The following is a 22,656-nucleotide window of genomic DNA, read 5'->3' as shown; positions in this document are numbered from 1 at the left end:
TTATTGCTTTATTGATAAAAATTGTTGCCTATCGATTGCTTGAAATCTTTCTGCCAGACTTCCTTTATCTTGTTTTGCTTGGTCGATTGCATTTTTTATTTTGCTGACACTAAGCAAATCACCATAACGTAATGACATCAATACAAAAATCTTTTGGTCATTTAAATCTGTTAATCCATACTGACACGCTTTTTGATAGGTATTAGCTAATTGAATTAAGTTGATTTGCGTCACATCTTTGCCCAGTTTGGTATAAATATTAACTTGAGATAAGTAGATGTCGAATATGACTTTTATATGTTGTTGATAAAATTTTGCTTCCTCACTAAGAAAAATACTATATGAATCGGGTTTGTAATTTAACCGATTGATTGTCGAAATGGTTTTATTAGTGGTTAAATAGCTGTAACTGATTAGACTGTTAAATACATCCGCTAAAAATTCAGTACATATCATGTTACCTTGATGTAATAACTGCATGCGGAATGGTTCATAAAAAGGAACAAATTTTGTGCCAATAAATTGAGTTAAATATTTACCTATGTCAGCTAATATTTGAGCTATTATATTCGGTGGATGTTGGCTCACTAGCCAACTACAGACATAACGCTTGCTTTGTAATAATTCACTTTCGGCTTCTATTAAACTAAATTTTAATAATCGTTCTTCAATCGGTTGCTCAGGTTTTCCAAGTATTACAAGCTGTGGACACGCATCAAGATCGTAGGCTAAGTCTGTTCTTATTACAGGGGTAACCGCTTGTTCACCATAATGATCTTTAATATTATTGAGGCTGATAAAATCCAATTCGCTTACGGCTACAAGTGGATCTAAGAGTAAATATCGATAATATTGTTGATTGCTTTCACTATTTAATAGGTTTAATAATTGCTGTTTCATTAAGCATTTTCCTTACATGTACTGCCTGATGGTAACGCTGTTTGATCAACGGATAATGTCGCTGGACTGATTAAGCCAAAACTGGCAGCATTCACTTTAACATCACCTGGTGCATAAAAGTTTATTTCGCCATTTTCTAATACGATGGCAACACCATTACAGCTTAAGGTCAGTTTTTTGTTCGCCGATACGATGACTTCACTGTCTGTACTTGTGATCTTCATATCTTGTTTAGAAGTTAAATGCATTTCTTCATTTTGTGCTTGTATATCGACATTCCCTTTTGAAGCAAATATTTTAATCCCCATTTTATTTGCAAATAGGCTTATCATATTGCCCGCAGTCACCATAAAACGCTTGAAAGCATTGATGTCTACCGTGTTTTGTGCTGTTTGGATGATGTTTTCACCTGCACTGTGCTGGATAGAACTCGGTGTTGTGTGTGCAATACCAGAAGGTGCATAATTTAAAATTGCCGGTTCTTTTAATTCATTTAAACTTTGCTCTAATAGTTTTTTTTGCGTCGATAAATCAGCGAGTTCAGCTTCGGCCGCTTCAGCCAGCTCATTAAGCCGTTTGACCATTTCACTTGCTTGTTGTAATGATTCAATTGCGCTACCCATTTCAAGTTGAGTTTTACCGGCTTTAACTTGTTCTTCAGTGGTTATGTATAGCCCTTTTCCCGAACGTATCGCTCCCCATTCATCTGTTCGTAGTTCAAAACCTTCGCCACGTTTTTCTTTCTTTTCATTAACAAGATGACCAATATTTAGCTGAGTTTTACCGTATTCAGTCGCCAGCTTGATATGTTCTTGCCCTCGTTTGTCATCCATGCGTAATTTGTTGTTAGCTGGTGTTCGAATAACATTTCGGTGTTTGTTAATTGTCGTAACATGGTCTGGATGGGTACTGTCATGCATTGCGTGAGCAATGTAAGGTCTGTCTGGATTACCATTGGTAAAAGCTACAGCGACTTCGGTTGAGTCAATAAGCGGAAAGTGGAAGCCATAAGTATTACCTGAATAAGGTTTGGCAAGCCTTACCCATAAACTTTCTTCGCCTTTTTTCCAGTTTTTTAAGTCAAAATTGAATTTGATGCGATAACGCCCTTTAGTATCTATGTATCCATAGGTGTCATCATCCGGACTCGTCACTCGTGCAGGTAATGTACCCGTAACTTGAGGCCATTTAAGGGGGGCTGGGCGATAAGGTTTTAATACGTCATAAGGGATTGCTGTAAAATGAGTTTGGTATGAATTTGTTCGATCACCCTGACACTCTGTAGTCAGAATGATAATACCATCTTTTATATCATTAATTGGGCATCCTTCAATGATAATGCGTTGACCGGGTACTAATGTGTAATTATTGCATTTACCGTAAATAAATAGTTGTTCAGATATGTAGTGTTGATGCCGTATATTCGCATACCATTGTCCACTTTCTACTGTGTGTTTGTCACCCAGTGTTTTATGATGTTCTTCGTAACGATAATCATCACCACGCGTTGTGATATCTTTGGGTTGACTGTTGGCTATACCATGTAGAGAGTTGTTTGCTATACGGTAGTTGTAATCATTGACACTTACTTGATTTGGTTTTGTTTTACTGCTGAACTGTAGATCCCATACACTATGAGATTGCTTATCATTTAAGCCACTTGGTTGTCTAATAATGATGCTACCCGCATTATCAAACCCTTGTTCGTAATCACTAATTACCATGACATCACAGTGATGTTCTGGATGGGTTTCAAAATAGAACCAAATACCTACATCAGCAAGCAACCTTTGGATAAAGACTAAATCGGATTCTTGCCATTGAGTTATAAATTCACGAGCTGGATAGGTTTCGTTTAGTTCAAATCGAAAATCAATACCGGTTAATCCATGATTTCGTAATACTTCTTCAACAACATTTACTACACTTTTATTTTGAAAAATAGCACTTTGATAATTGTTAGATAGCAGTGCAACTCTTGGTTCAAGCACTACTCGATATTGTGCTTGATCCTCGCTCATGGATACTAAGCTAAATTCGGTAATCACCCCGTATATTGTTCTGGGCTTATCATGAATGTCTTGTGAACTTATTTGTTTTAATTCGAGTAATTTACCCCGTGGATGGAAAGTCAACGATGCTGCTTGGCTTAATACCGAATTAATTGATATCTGTTTATTTTGGCTTGTTAAATTGATGATGTATCGCCATGGCTGATTAATTTGTTCCTTTCCTTCAATCGATAATATTGATATATCTGATGAAGCATCAAGTCGTTCAATTGAAAGGGAATAGTTATTCAGTGCAGAGCTAGCAAAAGGCAAATTTTCACTAAGTGAAGAAATACTATTTGTCAACTTATCCATTATATTCATGCCACAAATCCTTACTTTTGATTCTTTACTCTATAATGTATTTTTATAAGTTTCGTAAATTTTTTATAAATTAAATTTAAAGTTTACAAAATAGGGGCTTTTGTTTAAACAGTCAACATTTTTATTTATTTTTTATTATGATTATAAATAATCAGTAATTTTAGGTAAATTTGGTTTTTTTTAGGGGTTGGGATGAGAGAGTTTTATTTTTTGTTTAGAAAGTAACAATATCATCTAGAAAAATTTACTTTTTTAAATGTACTGTATGATGAGTTATTGGTTTTTTATTGCGCTGAATAAAGCCAATTTGAATGATTTTATCCAGCCGTTAAAAATTGATAGTTAGTGTTTAACAAATTTGAGCGATATTTCTAGCCATTTTAATTTGTGATAGCTATGTTATACATGTGCTGTATAGAAAAATATCAATCATTAAAGATGATCATACTGTTATATTCTTATTTTAAGTCCACTGTTTTAAACATTAGTGTTTTAAGTCGTTAAATTAATTAGACATCACCATAAATCGACGGTTTGCCGTGACAATTTGTAAAAATATAGGAAGACTTATTTTTTCTTCTTTTTGTAGTGTATTATTGATATCGTAAATTTTAGATCGTCCAAATCCATCTAAAACAATTGTTTTATCATTGTATAGTGCAGCGATTTCTTTTTCGTTCCCCGCCACTATCCATTGCCGTGGCTTGCTGTTGAATAAGTTTTCACCTTGATTATATAAATGTGGTGAGGTGTTAACATAAAGCACATCTTGCATTAAGGTGCGCATAATATCAGTTTGCGATGTTAGTCGGCTGATTTGAGCGGGTTCTTTATTTGGCCATGAGATAATCAGTGGCACATTAAGCGATTCTCGGCTGTAATTAATGTCGTCATTACGTATCGCTGTTTTTTTCGCTTCTTTTATAGTGATGTCATTGGTTCCGGTAATGACAATTACGGTGTTTTCGTAGGTATTGGTTAGTCTTAAATACGCTATTAATGATTCAAGATATTGATCTAATTTTCTTGCTTCTGTTTCAAGTTCTTTTAGCGGTATATTTTTATGTTTTACGCCGAGTGAGTATTGTACCAGTGAAAATAGTGGTGCATGATTTTCTAATTTATTTTGTTCATCATGCCACGCCATCCAATTATCAGTAACCTGTTTATTAGTCATTTTTTTTGCCGGCGGTATTGAAAAATTGGATAGCAATGCATATCGATACAATGGTTCATCAAATCCATCGTACGAAAACATCCCTAAGTTGTAATGACGATAATTAATAGCATCAAATAGTACTGAAGGTTTATGACCCGCTAATATGCTGTTGTAATAGTTGGGATCGAGTCCATAAAATAATGAAAATTTATTAATATTTGTTTGGTTACTTGCAGAGTAATGATCCGCAAATTTAAGGTTTTCTTTCGCAAATTCATTTAACCATGGCATGTTGTCGTTTAATAAACGACTATTCCATCCGTCAATAACTATCATTAGTATATTTTGAGTTGCTTGTTTTTCATCATAACTCAGCCGTGCAAGAGGATATTCTATAGCAATAGCAAAAGGATTACCTTCTTGGCTAACCCGAGTTCGGTAATCATTTTCTGGCATAAATCCATATCGTTCAAGGAAATGTCTTGCGGTCAATGGATAGGATAATGGTAAGCTTGAACGTTGCATGGTTATTGGGCGATAAAAATTTGCGTCGGCCCAAATATGAATCAGATGCGAAAAGACAAAACAAAGAATAAATATAACCACGACTGGTTTTGCATAACGTTTACGCTTATTTAAGCTGCGTAATTTTTTCCAACTCCATAATGCAAATAATATTTCAATTAATAAAATAAATGGAATAATTATAAACGCACTACTTAAAAAAGTGGCGTTTTGCGCTGTAAATAACTGCCATATGGATAAATTTAAGTGCATTCTAAAATGCGAGAAGATATCAATATCAACTAAAAGTAAGGCGATTCCTAATGTGGCAATTATGGTTGCTAATATTCGATGCCAACGCGCTGAGTGAATAAAAAAGCTTAATGGAAAAAGTAATATGAGGTAGGTTATAAACGTTAAAAAGCTAAAATGCCCAATTGCACTAATGATTGCATAAAACCGCCCCATAAATGTTCTTGGCCAGTCTGCAATGATTAAATATTGGCTACCCAAAGATATAACAACAAAAATATTAAATAATGTAAACCAGTGTCCCCAGCTTACAATTTGTGAGGATTGGGTATCTTTGATATGATTATTTTTGAGTTTGAGCATATTTATTATTGGTAACGATAGTAATGAAGAATATTTACTGTAAGATACTTTACAGTTTACCTGATTTTGAAAAATCTTTCTGTAATTTTTTTATTTGTTAGCATAAAGATTTTGGTATGATCTTGGCGTTATAATCGATACTTGTTATAATTTAAGGATTAAATTCGCTAACAACAAAGATAATAATTTTGGCTATCTCACAACTTAAAATACATCAAATCCAACCTGATTTGTCTCAGATTAGTGCGCTTGGTAACCCTAGTAAAGCAGAAACTAAATCTGTGATAGAAAAGTCAAACAATATTCTTTCTTGGCAACCTCGGATTGCGTCTGCATTATCCATGTTATGCCCGAGTAAAAGAGCAAGTTATCACCCTCGTTTTATGTTACTGAAAGCGTCAGAAAGTGAACTATTTTTTGATTTGTTAAAACAAGCAGTTAAATTACATGCTTCCTCTTCAACGTTGGGTTACAGCTATTTTATTAATGATAATAAAGTCACTTTGACTGAGGCCAAAAGCAAGCAGGATAACTTTGCCATTTTAGATGATTGTTTAGCATCAAGTTATGTTGATGGCGAGAAATTATTTGGTTGTGTTCGACAACCAGAAAATAGCCCAATTAAACTCGATCCAGGTTTAGTGCATCAGGCTAATGGTGGGGTTTTAATTTTAGGTTTACGATCTTTATTAAGCCAACCTACTTTATTGATTAAATTAAAGCAGATGGTATTTAAACAGGAATTCGACTGGTTTTCAGCTGATGAGTCGCATCCATTGCCGTTATCTATTCCTTCAATGCCACTGGATTTAAGAATTATATTGGTTGGTGATCGGCTAAGTTTAGCTGAATTACAGGATTTTGATCCAGAATTTTATAATACGTCTATCTATGCTGAATTTGAAAATGAATTGCAGATTACCTCATCTGACAAGCTCACTACGTGGCTAGATTATTTACAATTTATTGCTGATAAATTTCATTTGCCAAGTATTGCACCATCCGCCTTTAACAAAATATATCAAGAAGCGGTGCGTTTTACAGGCGATCAGTTTTATCTTCCCCTTGCGATTGATTGGGTTCATGGTTTATTAGTTAATGCTAGTTATTATGCCAAAAATGAGGTTATTGATGAGTTATCAGTGGCTTCATCGACTAAGAATAAATTATGGCGTGAAGATTATCTTAAAAAACGATTTCACGAAGAGTTTTTTAATAAACAGATCATGATTAATACTCAAGATCAGGTTGTTGGTCAAATTAATGGTTTATCTGTTGTTGAATATCCTGGCTATCCTTTAGCGATTGGTGAGCCAACGCGTTTAAGTTGCCTTGTTCATTTTGGAGACGGTGAGTTAATTGATATCGAGCGCAAAACTGAACTTGCAGGAAATATTCATTCTAAAGGTATGATGATCATGCAGGCTTTTATTATGTCAGAATTTGCTATTAATCATCAATTACCTTTTTCAACCTCTTTAGTATTTGAACAATCTTATAATGAAATTGACGGAGACAGCGCATCGCTTGCTGGGTTATGTGCAATTATTAGTGCGCTTTCAGGTCAGCCTATCGATCAACAATTAGCTGTTACCGGATCGGTAGATCAATTTGGTCATGTACAATCAATTGGTGGTATCAACGAAAAAATTGAAGGTTTTTTTACTGTTTGTCAGCATCAGGGGTTAACCGGTCAGCAAGGCGTTATTATTCCCGCATCTAATCAACGCCATTTGTGCTTGAGTGATAATGTGATTGAAGCAATAGCTCAAGAAAAGTTTTCTATTTGGACTGTTGAACATATTGCGGATGCACTTTATTTATTAACAGGAATTCCTTATAAAGATGATAATGCAATTAGTCTTTATAAGCTTATTTATGCACGTATGCAAACTATGCTATTACAAGATAAAAAACAAGATGGTTGGTTTGCAAAATGGCAAAGATATTGCAAAAAATAGTAATACCCAATAAACTTGAAAGCCGAATTTGGTTGAGATGTAACATTTTAGTAAGCGGCAAAGGATTTTACAGTATTGGTTATTCATAATATTTTATTGAATAATTATTTTTATAATCATGTAAGTAATGACAGAAAATAAAAGGTTTTTTTATGACATTTGAACGTAAATCTTCGTACGATAAAGCAGATCTGATTAAATCAGGAAATAGTGAACTTTTTGGTCATGACGGACCGCCTTTACCATCAGATTTAATGCTTATGATGGACCGTGTTATCGAAATGAATGAAGAAGGTGGAAACTTTAATAAAGGTTATGTGGAAGCGGAACTTGATATCAATCCAGATTTGTGGTTTTTCAAATGTCATTTTAAAAATGATCCTGTCATGCCTGGTTGTCTTGGGCTTGATGCTTTATGGCAATTAGTCGGATTTTACCTTGGCTGGATTGGCGGTAAGGGTAAAGGTCGAGCTCTTGGGGTTGGAGAATTAAAATTAAAAGGTCAAATATTACCTAAAAACAAAAAAGTTACCTATAAAATCCATTTTAAACGTGTGATTAACCGCAAGTTAATTATGGGAATCGGTGATGGCGAAGTTTATGTAGATGGTAAATTGATTTACGAAGCTACCGATCTTAAAGTTGGGTTATTCAAAGATACCAGCGAATTTTAATTTTTTTGATTTTAACTAGCCTTACACATTATTCGGTAAGGCTACCTTGAATATCGATTATCCAAGCAGTTTCTGATGATACATTTATCCCTTGTATAATAATATATTTTCGCCCGTTTTTATTGTCTTAAAAAATTAACTATTGAATACAAATTTTCTTTAGGTTAATGATTTTTCATTCGTATTTTTTGTTATTCAAGGTATAATGTGGCAATTTTTTTATAGTCTTTATTAATCATGAGTTTACTTAATCGTTTTGTTGTTTTTTTTATTTTATCTTGTTTTTTCAATACCGTTGCCTATGCTAATTTCAGTGGAAAAGTCGTTAAAGTAATAGATGGTGACACAATTGATGTATTAACCCCTGTGAAACAAAAAATCCGAATCCGTTTAGTTGATATCGATGCACCAGAAAGCAAACAAGCCTACGGTAATGCATCTAGAAAATACCTAGCTTCACTCATCGCAGGAAAATCTGTTTATATTAAAGAAAGTAACAAAGATATTTATAACAGAACATTAGGAACCGTTTTTTATAATGGCATTAATATCAATCAGAAAATGGTTGCAAGTGGATATGCTTGGGTATATCGCTATAAAGGTGTTGCTAAAAATAAGCAATTAATAGCCCTTGAATCGCAAGCCAAACAAAATAGAAAGGGACTATGGAAAGATAAAAATCCAATAGCCCCATGGAAATTCCGACGCTTAAATCAGAAATAGATTTTTCATCAAGAATTTATTAATTTATTTTAAAGCAGGATAAAGAGATTCTAATTGTTTAAGTGCATCTAAGCCTTGTTTACAACCTGTTTCTTGATCACTTGAAGACATAGCAGCAACTTGTTTTTTACCTGCTTCTAAATTTTGTTTCATCATATCAGTTTGCTGTTTTGTTGCTGCATCTTTAGGTAAAGATTCAACTAATTTATCCACTTTTTCAAAATAAGTTTTACAACTATCAGATAAATCAGCCATCGCAGCTGAAGATAGGCTTAAAAGTACAGCTGAAACTAGTATTTTTTTCATTATTTACTTTTCCTTTCGATTTAAAAAATATCTTTTTGATAATATTAGTATATTTATCACATCTAATATCGCAAAAAATAATACATTAGAGATTTTGGAAAAGCAAATAAAATATTTTATAGGATGTAGGAAATTATCAGCATATTTATAATATGCTGATAAAATATAAAGATGGGTGCAGAATTACATTACAACAACATCTGCTGCAGCTGGGCCACGTTCACTGTCTTGAATTGAAAATTCAACCTGTTGACCTTCACCTAAAGTTTTAAAACCTTCACCAGAGATTGCAGAAAAATGTACAAATACATCTTTACTACCATCAGCAGGAGAAATGAAACCATAACCTTTACTTTCGTTGAACCACTTAACTTGACCAGTTTTCTTAGACATAATAATCTTCCTATAAAATAATTTAAGCCAACAAGGCTAATTTAAAAAAAACATAAAACTTGGACTACTTATAAACACTGAAACGTGAAAGCTGAAGAGAACTAATACTAATGTAAATAGAAAGTAAACTACAAACTGCTTAAATCAAGATGTCACTAAATAAATCTGCACGTTATATGCTGTAAACTATTAACTCATATATTAATTGTTAATGCAAGTGTTGTTTGTAAAGTTTTACAAATTTATTTAATAGGCAAAACCTAACTTGCATTCATTAGTTAAATTAATTTAATTTTTTTGTTTTAATTAATTTTAGAGTTTTGCCAAATGTAAATTTTGAGACTAAGTTATTTTTCACTCATGCTTTGAGACTTATTTATTGTTGCTTCAACAGCATCAATAACCGCCGCTCTGAATCCCTTTTCTTCAAGCATTTGCACGCCTTCAATGGTCGTACCGGCTGGTGAACATACCATATCTTTTAATTCACCAGGATGCTTACCCGTTTCAAGTAACATCTTCGCAGATCCCATTACTGTTTGGGCAGCAAATTTATAGGCTTGTTTTCTGGATAAACCGCCTTTTACTGCCCCATCAGCTAAAGCTTCAATAAACATAAATACAAACGCAGGAGAGGATCCGCTTGCGCCGACTACAGCATCGATTAAATATTCAGGTACAATTTCAGTTTCACCAATAAAATTAAATAATGTTTGAACCGTAGCTAATTCTTCTTCTGTGACTTCTGTATTTGGCGTGATTGAACACATTGCTGCATTGACTAAGGCAGGTGTATTTGGCATGACTCTTATAATTTTTTGTTCATATCCCACACATTTTGCAATCGTTTTTATACTAACCCCTGCTGCAATAGAAATAACAATAGTACTTTTTTTTAACTCTTTTTGGATATCATTTAAAACATCAATAATAGCATTGGGTTTAACAGCCACAATAACCATATCCGATTCTTTTGCTACATTTCTGGCTGAATCTAAATTATTAATTCCATAAGATTGATTAAGTGAAATCCCTTTTTCTGGATGGGTATCATAAATATTGATTTGATTACCTGATACAATTTTACTTGATAAAATACCTTGTAAGATAGCATTACCCATATTACCTAAACCAATTAAACCAATGCGTTGTTCCATTATTTACCCCTTTTTCATTTGAACTTTTTAACACTAGTATAATTTATTTTTTTAGAAAACTTTAAATTTTATCCAATCATTTTTTATTTTAATATAATGATAATTTTATTGTATTACTGATCATTACAAATCATCATTTTGCATTATTTGCATACCATATTGTTGACCCGTTTGCATTAATGAAAGTATTTGTTTAGTTTTGCCTTCGTTGATAAGGTTGCTTACCGCAGGCGTATTAATCAAAACTTCAAATAATGCTTTACGCTGCCGGTTATTTGTGACTAATTTTTGGGTAATAATCGCTTTTAAACTTGTCGATAATTGTGCTCGTATAAAATTATGTGAATGATTTTCAAAGACATCAATAATTCGGTTGATACTTTTAATTGCAGAGCTTGTATGTAAAGTTGCAAAGACTAGATGTCCTGTCTCAGCAGCGGTTAACGCAGCTTGAATAGATTGTTTATGCCGTAATTCACCAAGCATGATAATATCGGGATCTTGTCTTAAAATACTATCAATTGCAGAGCCAAAATCAGAAATCTCGCGTTGTTGAATAAGCGATTTATTATTTTGATAAATAAATTCTATCGGATCTTCTAAAGCAATAATATGTTTAGTTGCTGTCATATTGATATATTGTATCAATGACGCCAGCGTTGTTGATTTACCGCTACCAGTTGCACCGGTAACTAAAATAATCCCGCTTTGAGTTTGTGTTAATTCAGGTAGAATTTTGGGGGCATTAATTTCTTGTAAACTTGGAATTTGGTGATTGATGACACGAAAGACAGCTGAAATACCTCGCATTTGATAAAATATATTTACTCGAAATCGCCCTATTTCTGTGGGATGATAAGCGATATCAATTTGACCATTTTGTTGTAATCGATTTCTCTGGGAATCATTGAGTAATTTAAATAATTCTATTTCCAAAACTTGTGCTGATAGTTGAGAAACAGACAAAAATTGCAGTTGTCCATTAATGCGCATACAAGGCACTTCGCCACTAGATAGGTGCAAATCGGAGGCTTTTTGGGTTACACTAAGCGATAATAAAGAATGTAATTTTAATTTAGACATACTAATGATAATTAGGTATAAACATGAATACAGTACATGACAATTTAATGGCTATAAAAAAAGATATTGAGAAAATAGCTTCAAATTGCGGTCGAGATCCCAAAACAATTGAACTTATTGCGGTAAGTAAGACCAAACCAGTTACATTGATTACAGAAGCGATAGACGCAGGACAGCTCGCATTTGGTGAAAATTATGTACAAGAAGGTGTAGAAAAAATAAATTATTTTCAAAAAGCGATGCCAAATTGTCCCCTTATTTGGCATTTTATTGGACCTTTGCAGTCGAATAAAAGCAAGTTGGTTGCAGAACACTTTGATTGGATGCATACAATTGATCGTTTCAAGATCGCTCAGCGCTTAAGTGATCAGCGCCCTGCCAATATGGCTAAATTAAATGTACTTATTCAGGTTAATATAAGTCAAGAAGCTACCAAATCCGGCGTAAAACCAGAAGAAGTGTTCGATTTAGCTCACCAGATTATTACATTACCTAACCTTTGTTTACGTGGTTTAATGGCTATCCCTGAAGTCGAAGATGATTTCGATAAACAATTCATTATTTTTTCAAAAATGACGGCGCTTTTACAACAATTAAAAATTGATATTCCTTGTGTTGATACATTATCTATGGGAATGAGTGGAGACATGAAAGCGGCGATTTTAGCTGGTAGCACAATGGTTCGTATTGGTACGGCAATCTTTGGCGAGCGAAAGTATTTATGATATATTGGCTCAATGACTTTCATTTAAGGAGTTTTCAATGGAATTGATCTACTTTCTTGGCAAAACGGTAATAACGTTTTGTCTGTATGTTTTAATTTTACGTTTGTGGATGCAGCAAGTCAGGGTTAATTTTCATAATCCAATCACTCAATTTATTGTAAAAGTTACTCAACCTATTATCGGGCCATTGCGCCGATTTATTCCTTCAGTAGGAAAATTTGATTATGCAACGTGGCTACTTTTGTATTTAGTTGCCTTAATTAAAATTTTGTTTATTTTTAGTTTTATCCCCATAAATTTACCATTTAATGTTGATTATTTATGGTTTGCTTTGGTCGCAATTTTGCATGCTATGGGTTACCTGTTATTTTGGTTATTGCTATTCAGAGCGATTTTGAGTTGGATTAGTCGTGGACAATCAGTACCTGACGAAATTCTTTACCAATTAACAGAGCCATTAATGGCACCAATTCGTCGTTTTATTCCACCTATTGGCATGATCGATGTTACGTTTGCTATTGTGGCTGTCGTGCTAATGTTTATGAACTATTTTGCCACCAAAATTTTTGGTGCTCTGTGGATCATTCTTTAGATGATTTAAAAAGGAGCTGTTGCTCCTTTTTTTAAATGATATGATCTTCCCAACAAATCACATCTTTTTCATATACAATTCGATTTTTAACCGATATTTTTAATTCATGCATCAGTTTTTTGTTGCCCACTATTAGTGGATGCCATTCAGGTAAATCCCCATTTTTTTGGAAATATCGATAAGTACAACTCAAAGGTAGCCATTCAATAGTAAGTAAATTTTCTCGAGTGAGCTTAATACAATCGGGTTCATATTTGAATCGATTAACGTAATGTTTACATTGGCATGTGTTGGCGTCGAGCAAATTGCAAGCTACATTAGTGTATAAGATTTCGTCAGTGTCCTCATCCATTAATTTGTTCAGACAACATTGACCACAACCATCACATAGCTGCTCCCATTCGTCATCGCTAAGTTGATCTAATGTCTTACCTTTCCAAAATGGCTCAATCATGCTTTAAAATCATCTTCTTTTAACATTTGTAAGAAAAACCCATCCGTTTTAATCTTTTCTTCGATTTCTTCGGATGTTCCAACTACAAAACGTCTTTTTCCATCTAATAATACTTTCATAACAAATATCGGAGAACCAAAAATTGAGAGTATTCTTTCAGGTATACCAGAAAAATCATTTTCATTTTTCATATACAAGTAACAATTTTCTTTTTTTGGACTACGATAAATATAACACCACATCATAAAATAAAACCTTTAATCAATATTTAGAAGGCTATTTTGTAAATAAACACCTGCACCAAATAGCCCTGGATCTTCATGTGTAATCACATATACAGGAATTTTTTTGACCAGCGTAGACATTCGCCCTTTATATTCAAAAGCAGATCTAAACGGCGAAGCTTTAAAAAATTCAATAAAACGAGGAACAATACCACCGGCAATATATACTCCCCCTTGAGTATTTAGCGTTAATGCCAAATTACCGCCAAATCTTCCCATAAATGTACAAAAGTAATTTAAGGTTTGCAAACATAAATCACAACTATTTGTTAGTGCTTTGTTGACAATGATATCTGGAGTGATATCAGTTAATGGTTGATGATTAATTTGCTGTAAGGCTTGATAAATGTTAATAATACCATTTCCGGATAAAAATCGTTCGGCTGAAACTCGTCCAAATTTTTTACGCAACTGAACCAAAATGCGATCTTCTTCTTCATTTATCATGGGTAATTCTGTATGCCCACCTTCACCGGACAAACTTACCCAATGCTGATTAACTTTTATCAAATGTGAAACACCAAGCCCAGTTCCCGCACCATAAATTGCTATAGGATAATTTAGATTAGGTTCATCCCCTCCAATTTTTACCAAATCTTGCGGTGACAGTCTTGGAATGGATGTCGAGACTGCAGTAAAATCATTAATGACCTCAAGTTTTTTTAGTTTGAGTTCTTCGATTAATTCACGGCGAGAAAACGACAAATTGTTATTTGTCATAGTAACAGTGTCAGCATCATCAATTGGACAAGCGATGGCAATACACGCAATCTCAATTTTTACGGATTGTGCTTGAAGATAATTTTTGATTAATGTCAGTAATATATCTTCTTTTGAAATGAGAATTTTTGTGATTGCCGATAGCTCATTTGTAACTAAATTAAACAATGCAAAACGGGCATTGGTTCCACCGATGTCGGTGACTAGTGCGTACTGACTCATGTTACTCCCTTTTTTGACAAACTAATTTTACTAATGATCTAAAATCAATATCTTTCTATACTTATTGTATTTAGTAGTTAAGCTTAAAAAACATAAAAGGCAACCTCGTTGTCTCCTAGTTATTCGTGGAGTTACTCAGTTCCCTTTGTTAACTTTTGAAATTAACGCATTTTTTTATTCACAACCTTAAAAGTCTAGGTTAACATCTAATCAACTTCTGTATTTATAACCATTTTTTAAGTTTAAAATAAATATAGGGTGCAACACCAGCCAATAACATGAGTAATAATGAAAATGGATAACCATATTCCCATTTCAGTTCTGGCATATTTTCAAAGTTCATACCATATGCAGATGCAACCACAGTTGGCGGTAAGAATACAACAGATACCACTGAGAAAATTTTAATAATTCGACTTTGTTCAATGTTGATAAAGCTTGTTGCTGCTTGCATTAAAAAATTAACTTTTTGAAATAATGATTCATTATGTGGTACCAATGATTCAACATCGCGAATAACTTCACGTGCTTGCTCAAGTTGATCTGCCGGCATTTTTGCTCGGCGAACAAGGTAGTTAACCGCACGTTGGCTATCCATTAAGCACAATCTTACTTTCCAAGCCGTATCTTCAAGTTCAGCTAACGATGTCATTGCTTCGTCGTATTGCTCTTGTGCAGAACGATCCATAATTACTTGGCTCAATTCTTCTAATTTGCTATAAATACTTTCGATTTGATCGGCTAGTTGTTCAACTTTGACTTCAAATAAATCCAGTAATATTTCATAAGGATTTCCATCAACCATGCTTTGATAACGAGATCGCATACGATATAAACGAAAAGCAGGCAGATCCCGTTCACGCAAAGTAAATAATCGACCATTGTGTACAGTAAAAGCAACGGTTGAATTTCCCGCCCGATCTTCAGCATCTTCATAAAAGAAGAAAGAGTGAACATGCAATCCTTCATTATCTTCAAAAAAACGAGCAGAGGCCTCGATATCATCTAACTCAATACTGGTTGCTAAATTTTGTCCTAAATGAGTTAAAACAAAATCACGATCGGCTTCTTCTGGTTCAATTAAGTCAATCCAAGCCGCATTATTGATGTCGCCTTCATTAACTTTTACTAATTGTTTGTTCTTTAGTCCAAACGCATTAATCATAAGGCCCCCCTTACAGGAAAGTTTCTAGAACATTCTATTAACAAATGTGGCGCATTATACTCGTAATATCTTTAAATTCCTATGTCTAAAGTTATTTTTGTAATGTTAAAAATAGAAGTAATATTCCAGAATTAAATTAAAAACGGTGATGTTGCTGTTGTCTCATGTTACAATACGCAAATTAAATATTTAAGCAATTTTTAGGAGTATATAATGGCAAACCGAGGAATAAATAAAGTCATTTTGGTGGGTAATTTAGGTCAGGATCCAGAAGTTCGCTATATGCCAAACGGAAGCGCTGTTGCAAATTTTAGCGTAGCAACTTCGGAATCATGGAAAGATAAACAAACAGGTGAAAACCGCGATCGTACTGAATGGCATCGTGTGGTTGTTTTCGGTAAATTAGCTGAAATTGCTGGTGAATATATTAAGAAAGGCACGCAAGTTTATTTAGAAGGTCAATTACAAACCCGTAAATGGCAAGATCAAACAGGTAACGACCGCTATACGACAGAAGTTGTTGTTAATCCAATCGGTGGCACATTACAAATTTTAAGTTCACGAAATGGCAATGATAACTTTGATGATAATTCACAAAATTGGGGCCAAAGTGCTAATAATATTTCAACTGCGCCTGCCGCTGCGGCTCGCCCAGCACCACAAGCCGCACCCGTTGCTCAACCTAAAGCTCCTGAACCACCAATGGATTTTGATGACGATATTCCTTTTTAATTTTTCTCTCCCATTTAAAATATTGGGCGTAATTAAGCGCCCATATTTCTTATCTTTTTAATTTCAATTATACTTATAACCTACCAATTTTATTCATTTTATAGTGTTATGTTTGAACTGATACAAACTGTTGGCTTTGGCTTAATATTATTTATTCCTTTAACTAATCCGTTAACTACTGTCGTACTTTTATTAGGTTTGTCGGGTGATATGACTAATGAAGAGCGTAATTACCAATCTAAGATGACTTGTATTTACGTTTTTATCATTATGGTTGTTTCTTTTTATGGTGGACAGCTAGTGATGAGCACGTTTGGTATTTCCATTCCAGGTTTGCGTATTGCTGGTGGTATGATTGTTGGTATTATTGGATTTAGAATGCTGTTTCCTCAGCAACCTTCTCATCGAACGTTAGAAGCCGATGCTAAAATGAAAGAAATATCGAATAATATTGCTTTTGTACCACTAGCCATGCCAAGTACGGCAGGTCCTGGAACGATTGCAATGATTATCAGTATGGCTTCAACAGTAAAAAGTGGAGGTTATGATATTTCAAGTTGGGTTGTTTATACTTCTTCAATCTTAGTTCCGCTTTTATTGTGTATTATCCTTTGGTTTTGTATGCGAAGTGCAGGCAGTATTATGCGTTTTATGGGAAAAAGTGGAATTGAAGCGACTTCAAGAATTATGGGGTTCTTATTAGTTTGTGTTGGTACTCAATTTATTATCAATGGTGTAAAAGAATTAATCATGAGCTTTCCCAATATTTAGTAAACTAAATCATTTTAAAAAAGTTGTTTATAAATAATAATGTCGTTTACTTAGGCTAGCTCATTTAATCACAGTGTTAAATCATAATTTGGGAATATTTTTTATCATTTCCACCCGCATTAAATAATCATAAAGCGGTAATAGTTGTTTAAAACCCTTTGATAATTTGTTAGGTAGATCGCCATTTAGCAAATCTTCAATATTGGAGTTTGTAACCATTGCTGCTAAACTTTTTCGATTATACCATGTTGCTATTTTTGGATCTTGATCTTTAATTAGTGGGCGTTTATAACTTTCACCAACAAGTTCAAATGGTTTTTTAACACAGCGAATCATGTCTAAAAATTTTGCACTGTCATTAAGAATTTCTTCACGAAAAATATCCATTGTCTGCTTTGATGCACAATAATAGCCAAGTCCATAACGATAGCAATCTGGTGCTATTTCAAAAAAATAAGCTGGCGCTTCTTTCCAATCTCGGTTTGGTCGTTTAAATGTCAACCATAAACGACTACGATATAACGATTTATCTTTCGAAAAACGTGTGTCACGATGTATGCGAGATATCGTTTTACCAATAGCTGGTTTTGTTTCAAACCATTCATCAATTTCCAGCATGTTGGGAGTTAACTGTTCTACTAACAGCCTGAATGGTTTGATTAATTCATTATCATAGATTGATCGATGCTCGTCAAACCATGCTCTACTATTATTAATCCATACATCTTGTAAAAAATTAAGTCCTGTTTGGGTAAAACCAGAAAATTGTGCCATATTTTAATCCTTAAATAACTTTCTGACTTTTTCTAAGTCTTCTTGTGTATCAACCCCTATAGCAGGGGCCTGTTTAGCAACTGCCACATGAATTTTTTCACCATACCAAAGTACACGTAACTGTTCTAACATTTCAATCTGCTCAAGTGTAGAAGGTGCCCAATTGATATATTGACGAATGAAACCAGCTCGATAGGCATAAATCCCGATATGTCGAAGATAAAAATCACCAATACTTGTTGGTTTGAAAAGATCTTCAGATTTCGCAAAGCGATCCCTTTCCCAAGGAATGGTTGCTCGAGAAAAGTAGAGTGCATACCCATCTTTATCAGTCACAACTTTCACTGCACCAGGATTAAATGCTTCTGTTGCTGAATCGATTGGAACAGCTAATGTTGCCATTCCTGTTTTATACTGTACTAAGTTTTCAGCAACTTGATCAATGATGATTGGTGGAATTAGCGGCTCGTCACCTTGTACGTTCACAATAATTTCATCATCGGAAAATTGATAGGCATTGATGACTTCTGCTAATCGTTCTGTACCCGAATTATGTTTATTGCTAGTCAAAATTACTTCACCGCCATAAGATTTCACCACATCGAATACTTGTTGATGATCAGTTGCAATAATTACCCGATTTGCTGAAGACTTTTTGGCTTGCTCCATCACTCGCACAATCATAGGTTTACCATGAATATCAGCAAGCGGTTTAGCTGGTAAACGACTTGAAGCATATCTCGCAGGAATAATAACCGAAAAATTCATAATTAAAACCTTTTACCTATTCGTGAACTGAAATCGAAGAATTCAGTGTTTTCGCTTCGTTTTCCAGTAACACAGGAATATTATCTTTGATTAAATAAACAAGTTTATCCTTTGGACATATTAGACTATTTTGTTCAGTATCATATTGAAGTTCACCATGACATTTAGGGCAAGCTAGCGCCTTAAGGAGGATTTCTTTCATTTTTTATTCTCTTTTAGATTTTATTTCTTCTAACAATGAGCAGATTTGATTAGTTACCTGATTAGGCAATATTGCCTCTATGGGTAAATACCACCAATTTGGTAATGTAAATTGAAAACATTTTACCGCATCTTTTTCTGTCATTAAAAGGGTTTGATCTTGTGTAGCAATATTCGCTAACAATGGCAAAGTATAATTTTGATGATCCGCAAATGATACTGTTTTGATCACATCAGCTTTGAGTGTATTTAGCATTGTAAAAAAACGGTTGGGATCACCAATACCGGCCATAGCACAGATATTTTTTAATGAATGCAATTCTATTTTTTCTTTTGTTAATAAATTTACTGCATATTGCGGTTTTAGTTGCATTGTATAAGTTTTTTCGGGGAATTTTTCAGCTAAATGACTTTTAGTTTCGCCATTAATAATAATAATATCAACAGATTTTAATCGACTTTGTCGCTCCCTCATTGGCCCTGCTGGTATCCACCAACCGTTACCAAATAAGCGTTTACCGTCAACAACCACAATTTCAATATCTCGCTTTAATGCATAATGTTGTAAGCCATCATCAGTTAAAATTGCATCTAATTGATAGTTATCTAATAAAGCTTGTACCGCTTGACTTCGATTGGGAGAAACAGCAACTGGCACATGTGTTCGTTGATAAATTAATACTGGTTCATCCCCAGCTTGTGCGGTGGTTGTTTGTTCATCTAAAATAAGCGGATAACTTTCTGCTTTTCCACCATATCCACGTGAAACAACACCGATTTTTAAACCTTTAGTCTTTAAAGCTTCAATTAATCCTATTACCAGTGGAGTTTTTCCATTCCCACCTACCGATAAGTTTCCAATTACGATGATAGGTACAGGTGATTTCCAAGATTTTAATATTCCTGCTTTGTAAAGTTGGCGTCTAACCAATGTTATTAATCCATACAACCATGATAATGGCATCAGTAACCAATAAAAATGTGTTTTACCATACCATAATTTTTCAATCATTGTTTATTCACCATTGAATTATGCTTTTATATTAAATTTGCTATTGTAATCTATTCTGGTGTTTATTGACTAATCCAAATCATTTTAGTCATTTTTAATTTAGACAATGAGAATAATCTAACAAAGCATAGTTAAGTAAGCCTTTTAAAAAATTACCCTATTTTATAATTTTAAAATCGATTAAACCAATGTTAAAAGTTTAAATTTGAGAATTTTTAATCATTCAGTATTACTGACAATAATTTTAATATAGAAGGGAAACAACAAATAAAAAAGGATTCTTATCAAATCCTTTTTTATCATTGAAAAATGAATTGATTATCAGTAATCAATCAAATTTATTTATCTTGAGCTGTCTTTTGCAAATATTGTTGGAAATCTTGCTTATTTCCGTCAAAAACAATATTGCCACCATTAAGCATAATAACTCGATCAACAAAGCTCAAAAGATTAGTTCTGTCTGTTGCAATAACCATTGTTTGTCCTTGTTTTGCACGTAAATCAAGTTGTGCTAACAATAACTGCTCAGTATTCGGATCTAACTCGGCGCTAGGATTATCTAAAAATGATATGCTATGCGGAGATAAGATAAATCGAGCTAAAGCTAACTTTTGACGTTGTAAAATCGTTAACGGAACAGGCAATTGGCGCCAGTAAGTATCAAGTCCATTATTTAAAAAAGGTAACAAATTTTGCAAATTCACTTGTTTTAATACTTCTAAAGCGCGATCATGCGAAATTTGGTCAGGTTTATTATTTAATGTTAGATATTCGTATACTGTTTCGCCGATAATACCACTATATTGCCATAGATAGTGAGTTTCACTTCGTAATGAATCTGCAATAGATTTAGTTAACATAAAACCATTCCATGTTATGTTGCCTTCATCTGCTTCTAAAATACCTAATAATAATTTTAATAAAGTACTTTTCCCTGATCCTGGCCCACCAACTATCGCTATTCGTTCACCTGACTTGATTTGCAAACTGATATCGTCTAAACAAGGTAAAGAAGGATGATATTTGAAACTGACTTTAGATGCCCCCCAACCATTTTTAGGGCCGTTGAAGCCACTCAATAATCCGTTTTCATTTTGTTCTTTATCAAGAAGCGCATTAATCTGTTTCATGGAGTTAGTCATACGTTCAAGATTAGGTAACATATGCATTAACGAGAAAAACGGTTGACTCAAACGACCACCAATAATAATTGTCGCAAATAAACCTGCTGGCGACATATGACCTGTCTGTATTAGGTAAAAAGCAACAATCACGGCAAGCACAGTTTGTAAACTAGTTAAACCCATTAAAAAAGAACTACAGCGGTTATGAATAATATAGCGTTTTTGTTCATTTTGCTGCGCTTTTTCATTACCGGCTAGAAAGGTATAAGTCGCTTCTTTATAAGAAACCGAAGACTGATAATATTCAAGAGTTGTCGGTGAAAAAGGGACTTGAGCATTTATCGTTGGAATAGATTTATTTTCAAAATAAAAAAGCGTAATACGAACGATTGCACATATAAAAATAAAAATAGGAACAACTATTAACCAACCCGCAACAATCGCAATAACAATAAAATAAAGCAGACTGAAAACCAGATCTAATACTGTGCTTGAAAAGAACGTTAAAAACTGCATTCTAAACACATTCCAGTTGTTCATTGCCTCAATTACTTTGCGTCCCCATTGAGTTTTAAAGCTAGGCATAACTTGAATAAGTTCAGAAATAATTTTAGGTTCTAAACGATATTGTACTAAAGATGAATATTCACACCCCAATTTTATTCTATCCATTCTAAAGTAATACTCAACTAAAATAGCCAGCATTACGCCTAAGGATAGTGTCCAAAGTGAAGAGTCAGCTTGCCCAGGTATTACTCGATCATATATTGCATTTAAATATAATGGAATGAGCATGATAAAGAGATTGATTATCAGAGTTGTCCAAAAAAGACGACTGATAATCCTATTTTCTTTTTGCCCCATAACCAACAATGAACGCCAACTTAATTTATTTTTTCTTTCAGTTAGCAAGACACGCCAAGTCTCCTTTGGCAGTTTATCTAATTTAACATTTTTTTCATTTTTTATCTTATTAGAATGAACGGTAAGCAGAGACCATCCTGTTTGTTCTTCAAAAGCAACGTATAACCCTTTATTGACAGCATTATGTTCTTCGGAACAAGGAAATAATTCTATACCAAGATATTTTTGTGCCAACTCAAACAACATTTCTCGGTTAGCAGTCTGCTCTAGTTTTTCAATCTGCTCCTGCCATTCCCATTGACCAACAGGTAAAGATAATTTTTTTGCGGCCTCTGACAAGACCGACTTTAGTTGAAAAATATCACCAGAATTTGTAGATAATTCACTATTCATAAAGA

The 22,656-nt window shown here is 33.8% G+C and carries 23 protein-coding genes; 7 read left to right on the top strand and 16 right to left on the bottom strand.

All coding sequences use genetic code 11. From position 1 onward, the window contains the following. From ACGH4F_RS04595 to ACGH4F_RS04585, 3 genes are all read right to left on the bottom strand, one after another. A complete protein-coding gene (locus ACGH4F_RS04595) occupies positions 1-900 on the bottom strand; it encodes a hypothetical protein (RefSeq protein WP_267352522.1) in 900 nt (299 codons plus the stop codon). Then, on the bottom strand, positions 900-3,275 hold the full coding sequence (locus tag ACGH4F_RS04590) for a type VI secretion system Vgr family protein (protein ID WP_411590178.1): 2,376 nt from the start codon (positions 3,273-3,275) through the stop codon (positions 900-902). The genes ACGH4F_RS04595 and ACGH4F_RS04590 overlap by 1 nt, the downstream gene beginning before the upstream one ends. 505 nt (positions 3,276-3,780) lie before the next feature. Then, positions 3,781-5,553: a DUF3413 domain-containing protein gene (locus tag ACGH4F_RS04585; protein ID WP_411590177.1), complete on the bottom strand. Its 1,773-nt coding sequence runs from the start codon at positions 5,551-5,553 to the stop codon at positions 3,781-3,783. 188 nt (positions 5,554-5,741) lie between these two features. On the opposite strand from ACGH4F_RS04585, the gene ACGH4F_RS04580 reads away from it, so the two are divergent. From ACGH4F_RS04580 to ACGH4F_RS04570, 3 genes are all read left to right on the top strand, one after another. Continuing rightward, positions 5,742-7,514 (top strand): AAA family ATPase, encoded by a 1,773-nt coding sequence (locus tag ACGH4F_RS04580; protein ID WP_411590175.1) that lies wholly within the window; start codon positions 5,742-5,744, stop codon positions 7,512-7,514. A gap of 152 nt (positions 7,515-7,666) precedes the next feature. Next, on the top strand, positions 7,667-8,188 hold the full coding sequence (gene fabA / locus ACGH4F_RS04575; RefSeq protein WP_267352518.1) for a bifunctional 3-hydroxydecanoyl-ACP dehydratase/trans-2-decenoyl-ACP isomerase: 522 nt from the start codon (positions 7,667-7,669) through the stop codon (positions 8,186-8,188). Positions 8,189-8,425: 237 nt separating this feature from the next. Then, entirely contained in the window at positions 8,426-8,911 is a 486-nt protein-coding gene (locus ACGH4F_RS04570; RefSeq protein WP_411590174.1) for a thermonuclease family protein, read from the top strand. A 24-nt stretch (positions 8,912-8,935) separates the two neighbouring features. On the opposite strand, the gene ACGH4F_RS04565 is transcribed toward ACGH4F_RS04570, so the two are convergent. From ACGH4F_RS04565 to ACGH4F_RS04550, 4 genes are all read right to left on the bottom strand, one after another. Further along, entirely contained in the window at positions 8,936-9,217 is a 282-nt protein-coding gene (locus tag ACGH4F_RS04565; protein WP_267352516.1) for a DUF5339 domain-containing protein, read from the bottom strand. Between the two features lie 183 nt (positions 9,218-9,400). Next, positions 9,401-9,610, bottom strand: a complete 210-nt coding sequence (locus ACGH4F_RS04560; protein ID WP_065559356.1) for a cold shock domain-containing protein — start codon at positions 9,608-9,610, stop codon at positions 9,401-9,403. 347 nt (positions 9,611-9,957) lie between these two features. Then, the gene (gene proC / locus ACGH4F_RS04555) at positions 9,958-10,767 is read right to left on the bottom strand and encodes a pyrroline-5-carboxylate reductase (RefSeq protein ID WP_411590172.1); all 810 of its coding nucleotides are present in this window, start codon (positions 10,765-10,767) and stop codon (positions 9,958-9,960) included. Positions 10,768-10,890: 123 nt separating this feature from the next. Further along, the gene (locus ACGH4F_RS04550; protein ID WP_411590170.1) at positions 10,891-11,850 is read right to left on the bottom strand and encodes a type IV pilus twitching motility protein PilT; all 960 of its coding nucleotides are present in this window, start codon (positions 11,848-11,850) and stop codon (positions 10,891-10,893) included. A gap of 23 nt (positions 11,851-11,873) precedes the next feature. On the opposite strand from ACGH4F_RS04550, the gene ACGH4F_RS04545 reads away from it, so the two are divergent. After that, positions 11,874-12,575 carry a YggS family pyridoxal phosphate-dependent enzyme gene (locus ACGH4F_RS04545; protein WP_267380698.1) on the top strand — a complete coding sequence of 234 codons (702 nt, stop codon included), beginning with the start codon at positions 11,874-11,876 and terminating at the stop codon, positions 12,573-12,575. A 37-nt stretch (positions 12,576-12,612) separates the two neighbouring features. Continuing rightward, positions 12,613-13,167 carry a YggT family protein gene (locus tag ACGH4F_RS04540; protein WP_411590169.1) on the top strand — a complete coding sequence of 185 codons (555 nt, stop codon included), beginning with the start codon at positions 12,613-12,615 and terminating at the stop codon, positions 13,165-13,167. 31 nt (positions 13,168-13,198) lie between these two features. On the opposite strand, the gene ACGH4F_RS04535 is transcribed toward ACGH4F_RS04540, so the two are convergent. From ACGH4F_RS04535 to corA, 4 genes are all read right to left on the bottom strand, one after another. After that, positions 13,199-13,621: a YcgN family cysteine cluster protein gene (locus ACGH4F_RS04535; RefSeq protein WP_411590167.1), complete on the bottom strand. Its 423-nt coding sequence runs from the start codon at positions 13,619-13,621 to the stop codon at positions 13,199-13,201. Then, entirely contained in the window at positions 13,618-13,866 is a 249-nt protein-coding gene (locus tag ACGH4F_RS04530; RefSeq protein ID WP_081299176.1) for a YcgL domain-containing protein, read from the bottom strand. Before ACGH4F_RS04530 ends, ACGH4F_RS04535 begins: the two co-directional genes overlap by 4 nt. Positions 13,867-13,878: 12 nt before the next feature. Continuing rightward, positions 13,879-14,847: a glucokinase gene (locus tag ACGH4F_RS04525; RefSeq protein WP_411590165.1), complete on the bottom strand. Its 969-nt coding sequence runs from the start codon at positions 14,845-14,847 to the stop codon at positions 13,879-13,881. Between the two features lie 223 nt (positions 14,848-15,070). Further along, positions 15,071-16,012, bottom strand: a complete 942-nt coding sequence (gene corA, locus ACGH4F_RS04520) for a magnesium/cobalt transporter CorA (RefSeq protein ID WP_267352509.1) — start codon at positions 16,010-16,012, stop codon at positions 15,071-15,073. 213 nt (positions 16,013-16,225) lie between these two features. Here corA and ACGH4F_RS04515 point away from each other — a divergent pair, with 213 nt between their 5' ends. Beyond that, positions 16,226-16,744, top strand: coding sequence for a single-stranded DNA-binding protein (locus ACGH4F_RS04515; RefSeq protein ID WP_411590164.1), 519 nt, complete (start codon positions 16,226-16,228; stop codon positions 16,742-16,744). A gap of 108 nt (positions 16,745-16,852) precedes the next feature. Beyond that, entirely contained in the window at positions 16,853-17,515 is a 663-nt protein-coding gene (locus tag ACGH4F_RS04510) for a MarC family NAAT transporter (RefSeq protein ID WP_267360224.1), read from the top strand. Positions 17,516-17,596: 81 nt separating this feature from the next. On the opposite strand, the gene ACGH4F_RS04505 is transcribed toward ACGH4F_RS04510, so the two are convergent. From ACGH4F_RS04505 to ACGH4F_RS04485, 5 genes are all read right to left on the bottom strand, one after another. Then, positions 17,597-18,289, bottom strand: coding sequence for a DUF2461 domain-containing protein (locus ACGH4F_RS04505; protein ID WP_411590162.1), 693 nt, complete (start codon positions 18,287-18,289; stop codon positions 17,597-17,599). Between the two features lie 3 nt (positions 18,290-18,292). Continuing rightward, the gene (kdsB, locus tag ACGH4F_RS04500; RefSeq protein ID WP_267352505.1) at positions 18,293-19,057 is read right to left on the bottom strand and encodes a 3-deoxy-manno-octulosonate cytidylyltransferase; all 765 of its coding nucleotides are present in this window, start codon (positions 19,055-19,057) and stop codon (positions 18,293-18,295) included. Positions 19,058-19,073: 16 nt separating this feature from the next. Continuing rightward, positions 19,074-19,259, bottom strand: coding sequence for a Trm112 family protein (locus tag ACGH4F_RS04495; protein WP_267352504.1), 186 nt, complete (start codon positions 19,257-19,259; stop codon positions 19,074-19,076). A gap of 3 nt (positions 19,260-19,262) precedes the next feature. Beyond that, complete coding sequence (gene lpxK, locus ACGH4F_RS04490) at positions 19,263-20,270, bottom strand: tetraacyldisaccharide 4'-kinase (protein ID WP_411590159.1); 1,008 nt, start codon at positions 20,268-20,270, stop codon at positions 19,263-19,265. A 338-nt stretch (positions 20,271-20,608) separates the two neighbouring features. Next, positions 20,609-22,651 carry an ATP-binding cassette domain-containing protein gene (locus ACGH4F_RS04485; RefSeq protein ID WP_267352502.1) on the bottom strand — a complete coding sequence of 681 codons (2,043 nt, stop codon included), beginning with the start codon at positions 22,649-22,651 and terminating at the stop codon, positions 20,609-20,611. Between the last annotated feature and the right edge of the window lie 5 nt (positions 22,652-22,656).

Origin of the sequence: Gilliamella sp. CG35, assembly GCF_046635745.1 — a bacterium.
In the GTDB taxonomy this organism is placed as follows: domain Bacteria; phylum Pseudomonadota; class Gammaproteobacteria; order Enterobacterales; family Orbaceae; genus Gilliamella; species Gilliamella apicola_I.
This window is presented reverse-complemented; position numbering and strand designations above follow the sequence as displayed.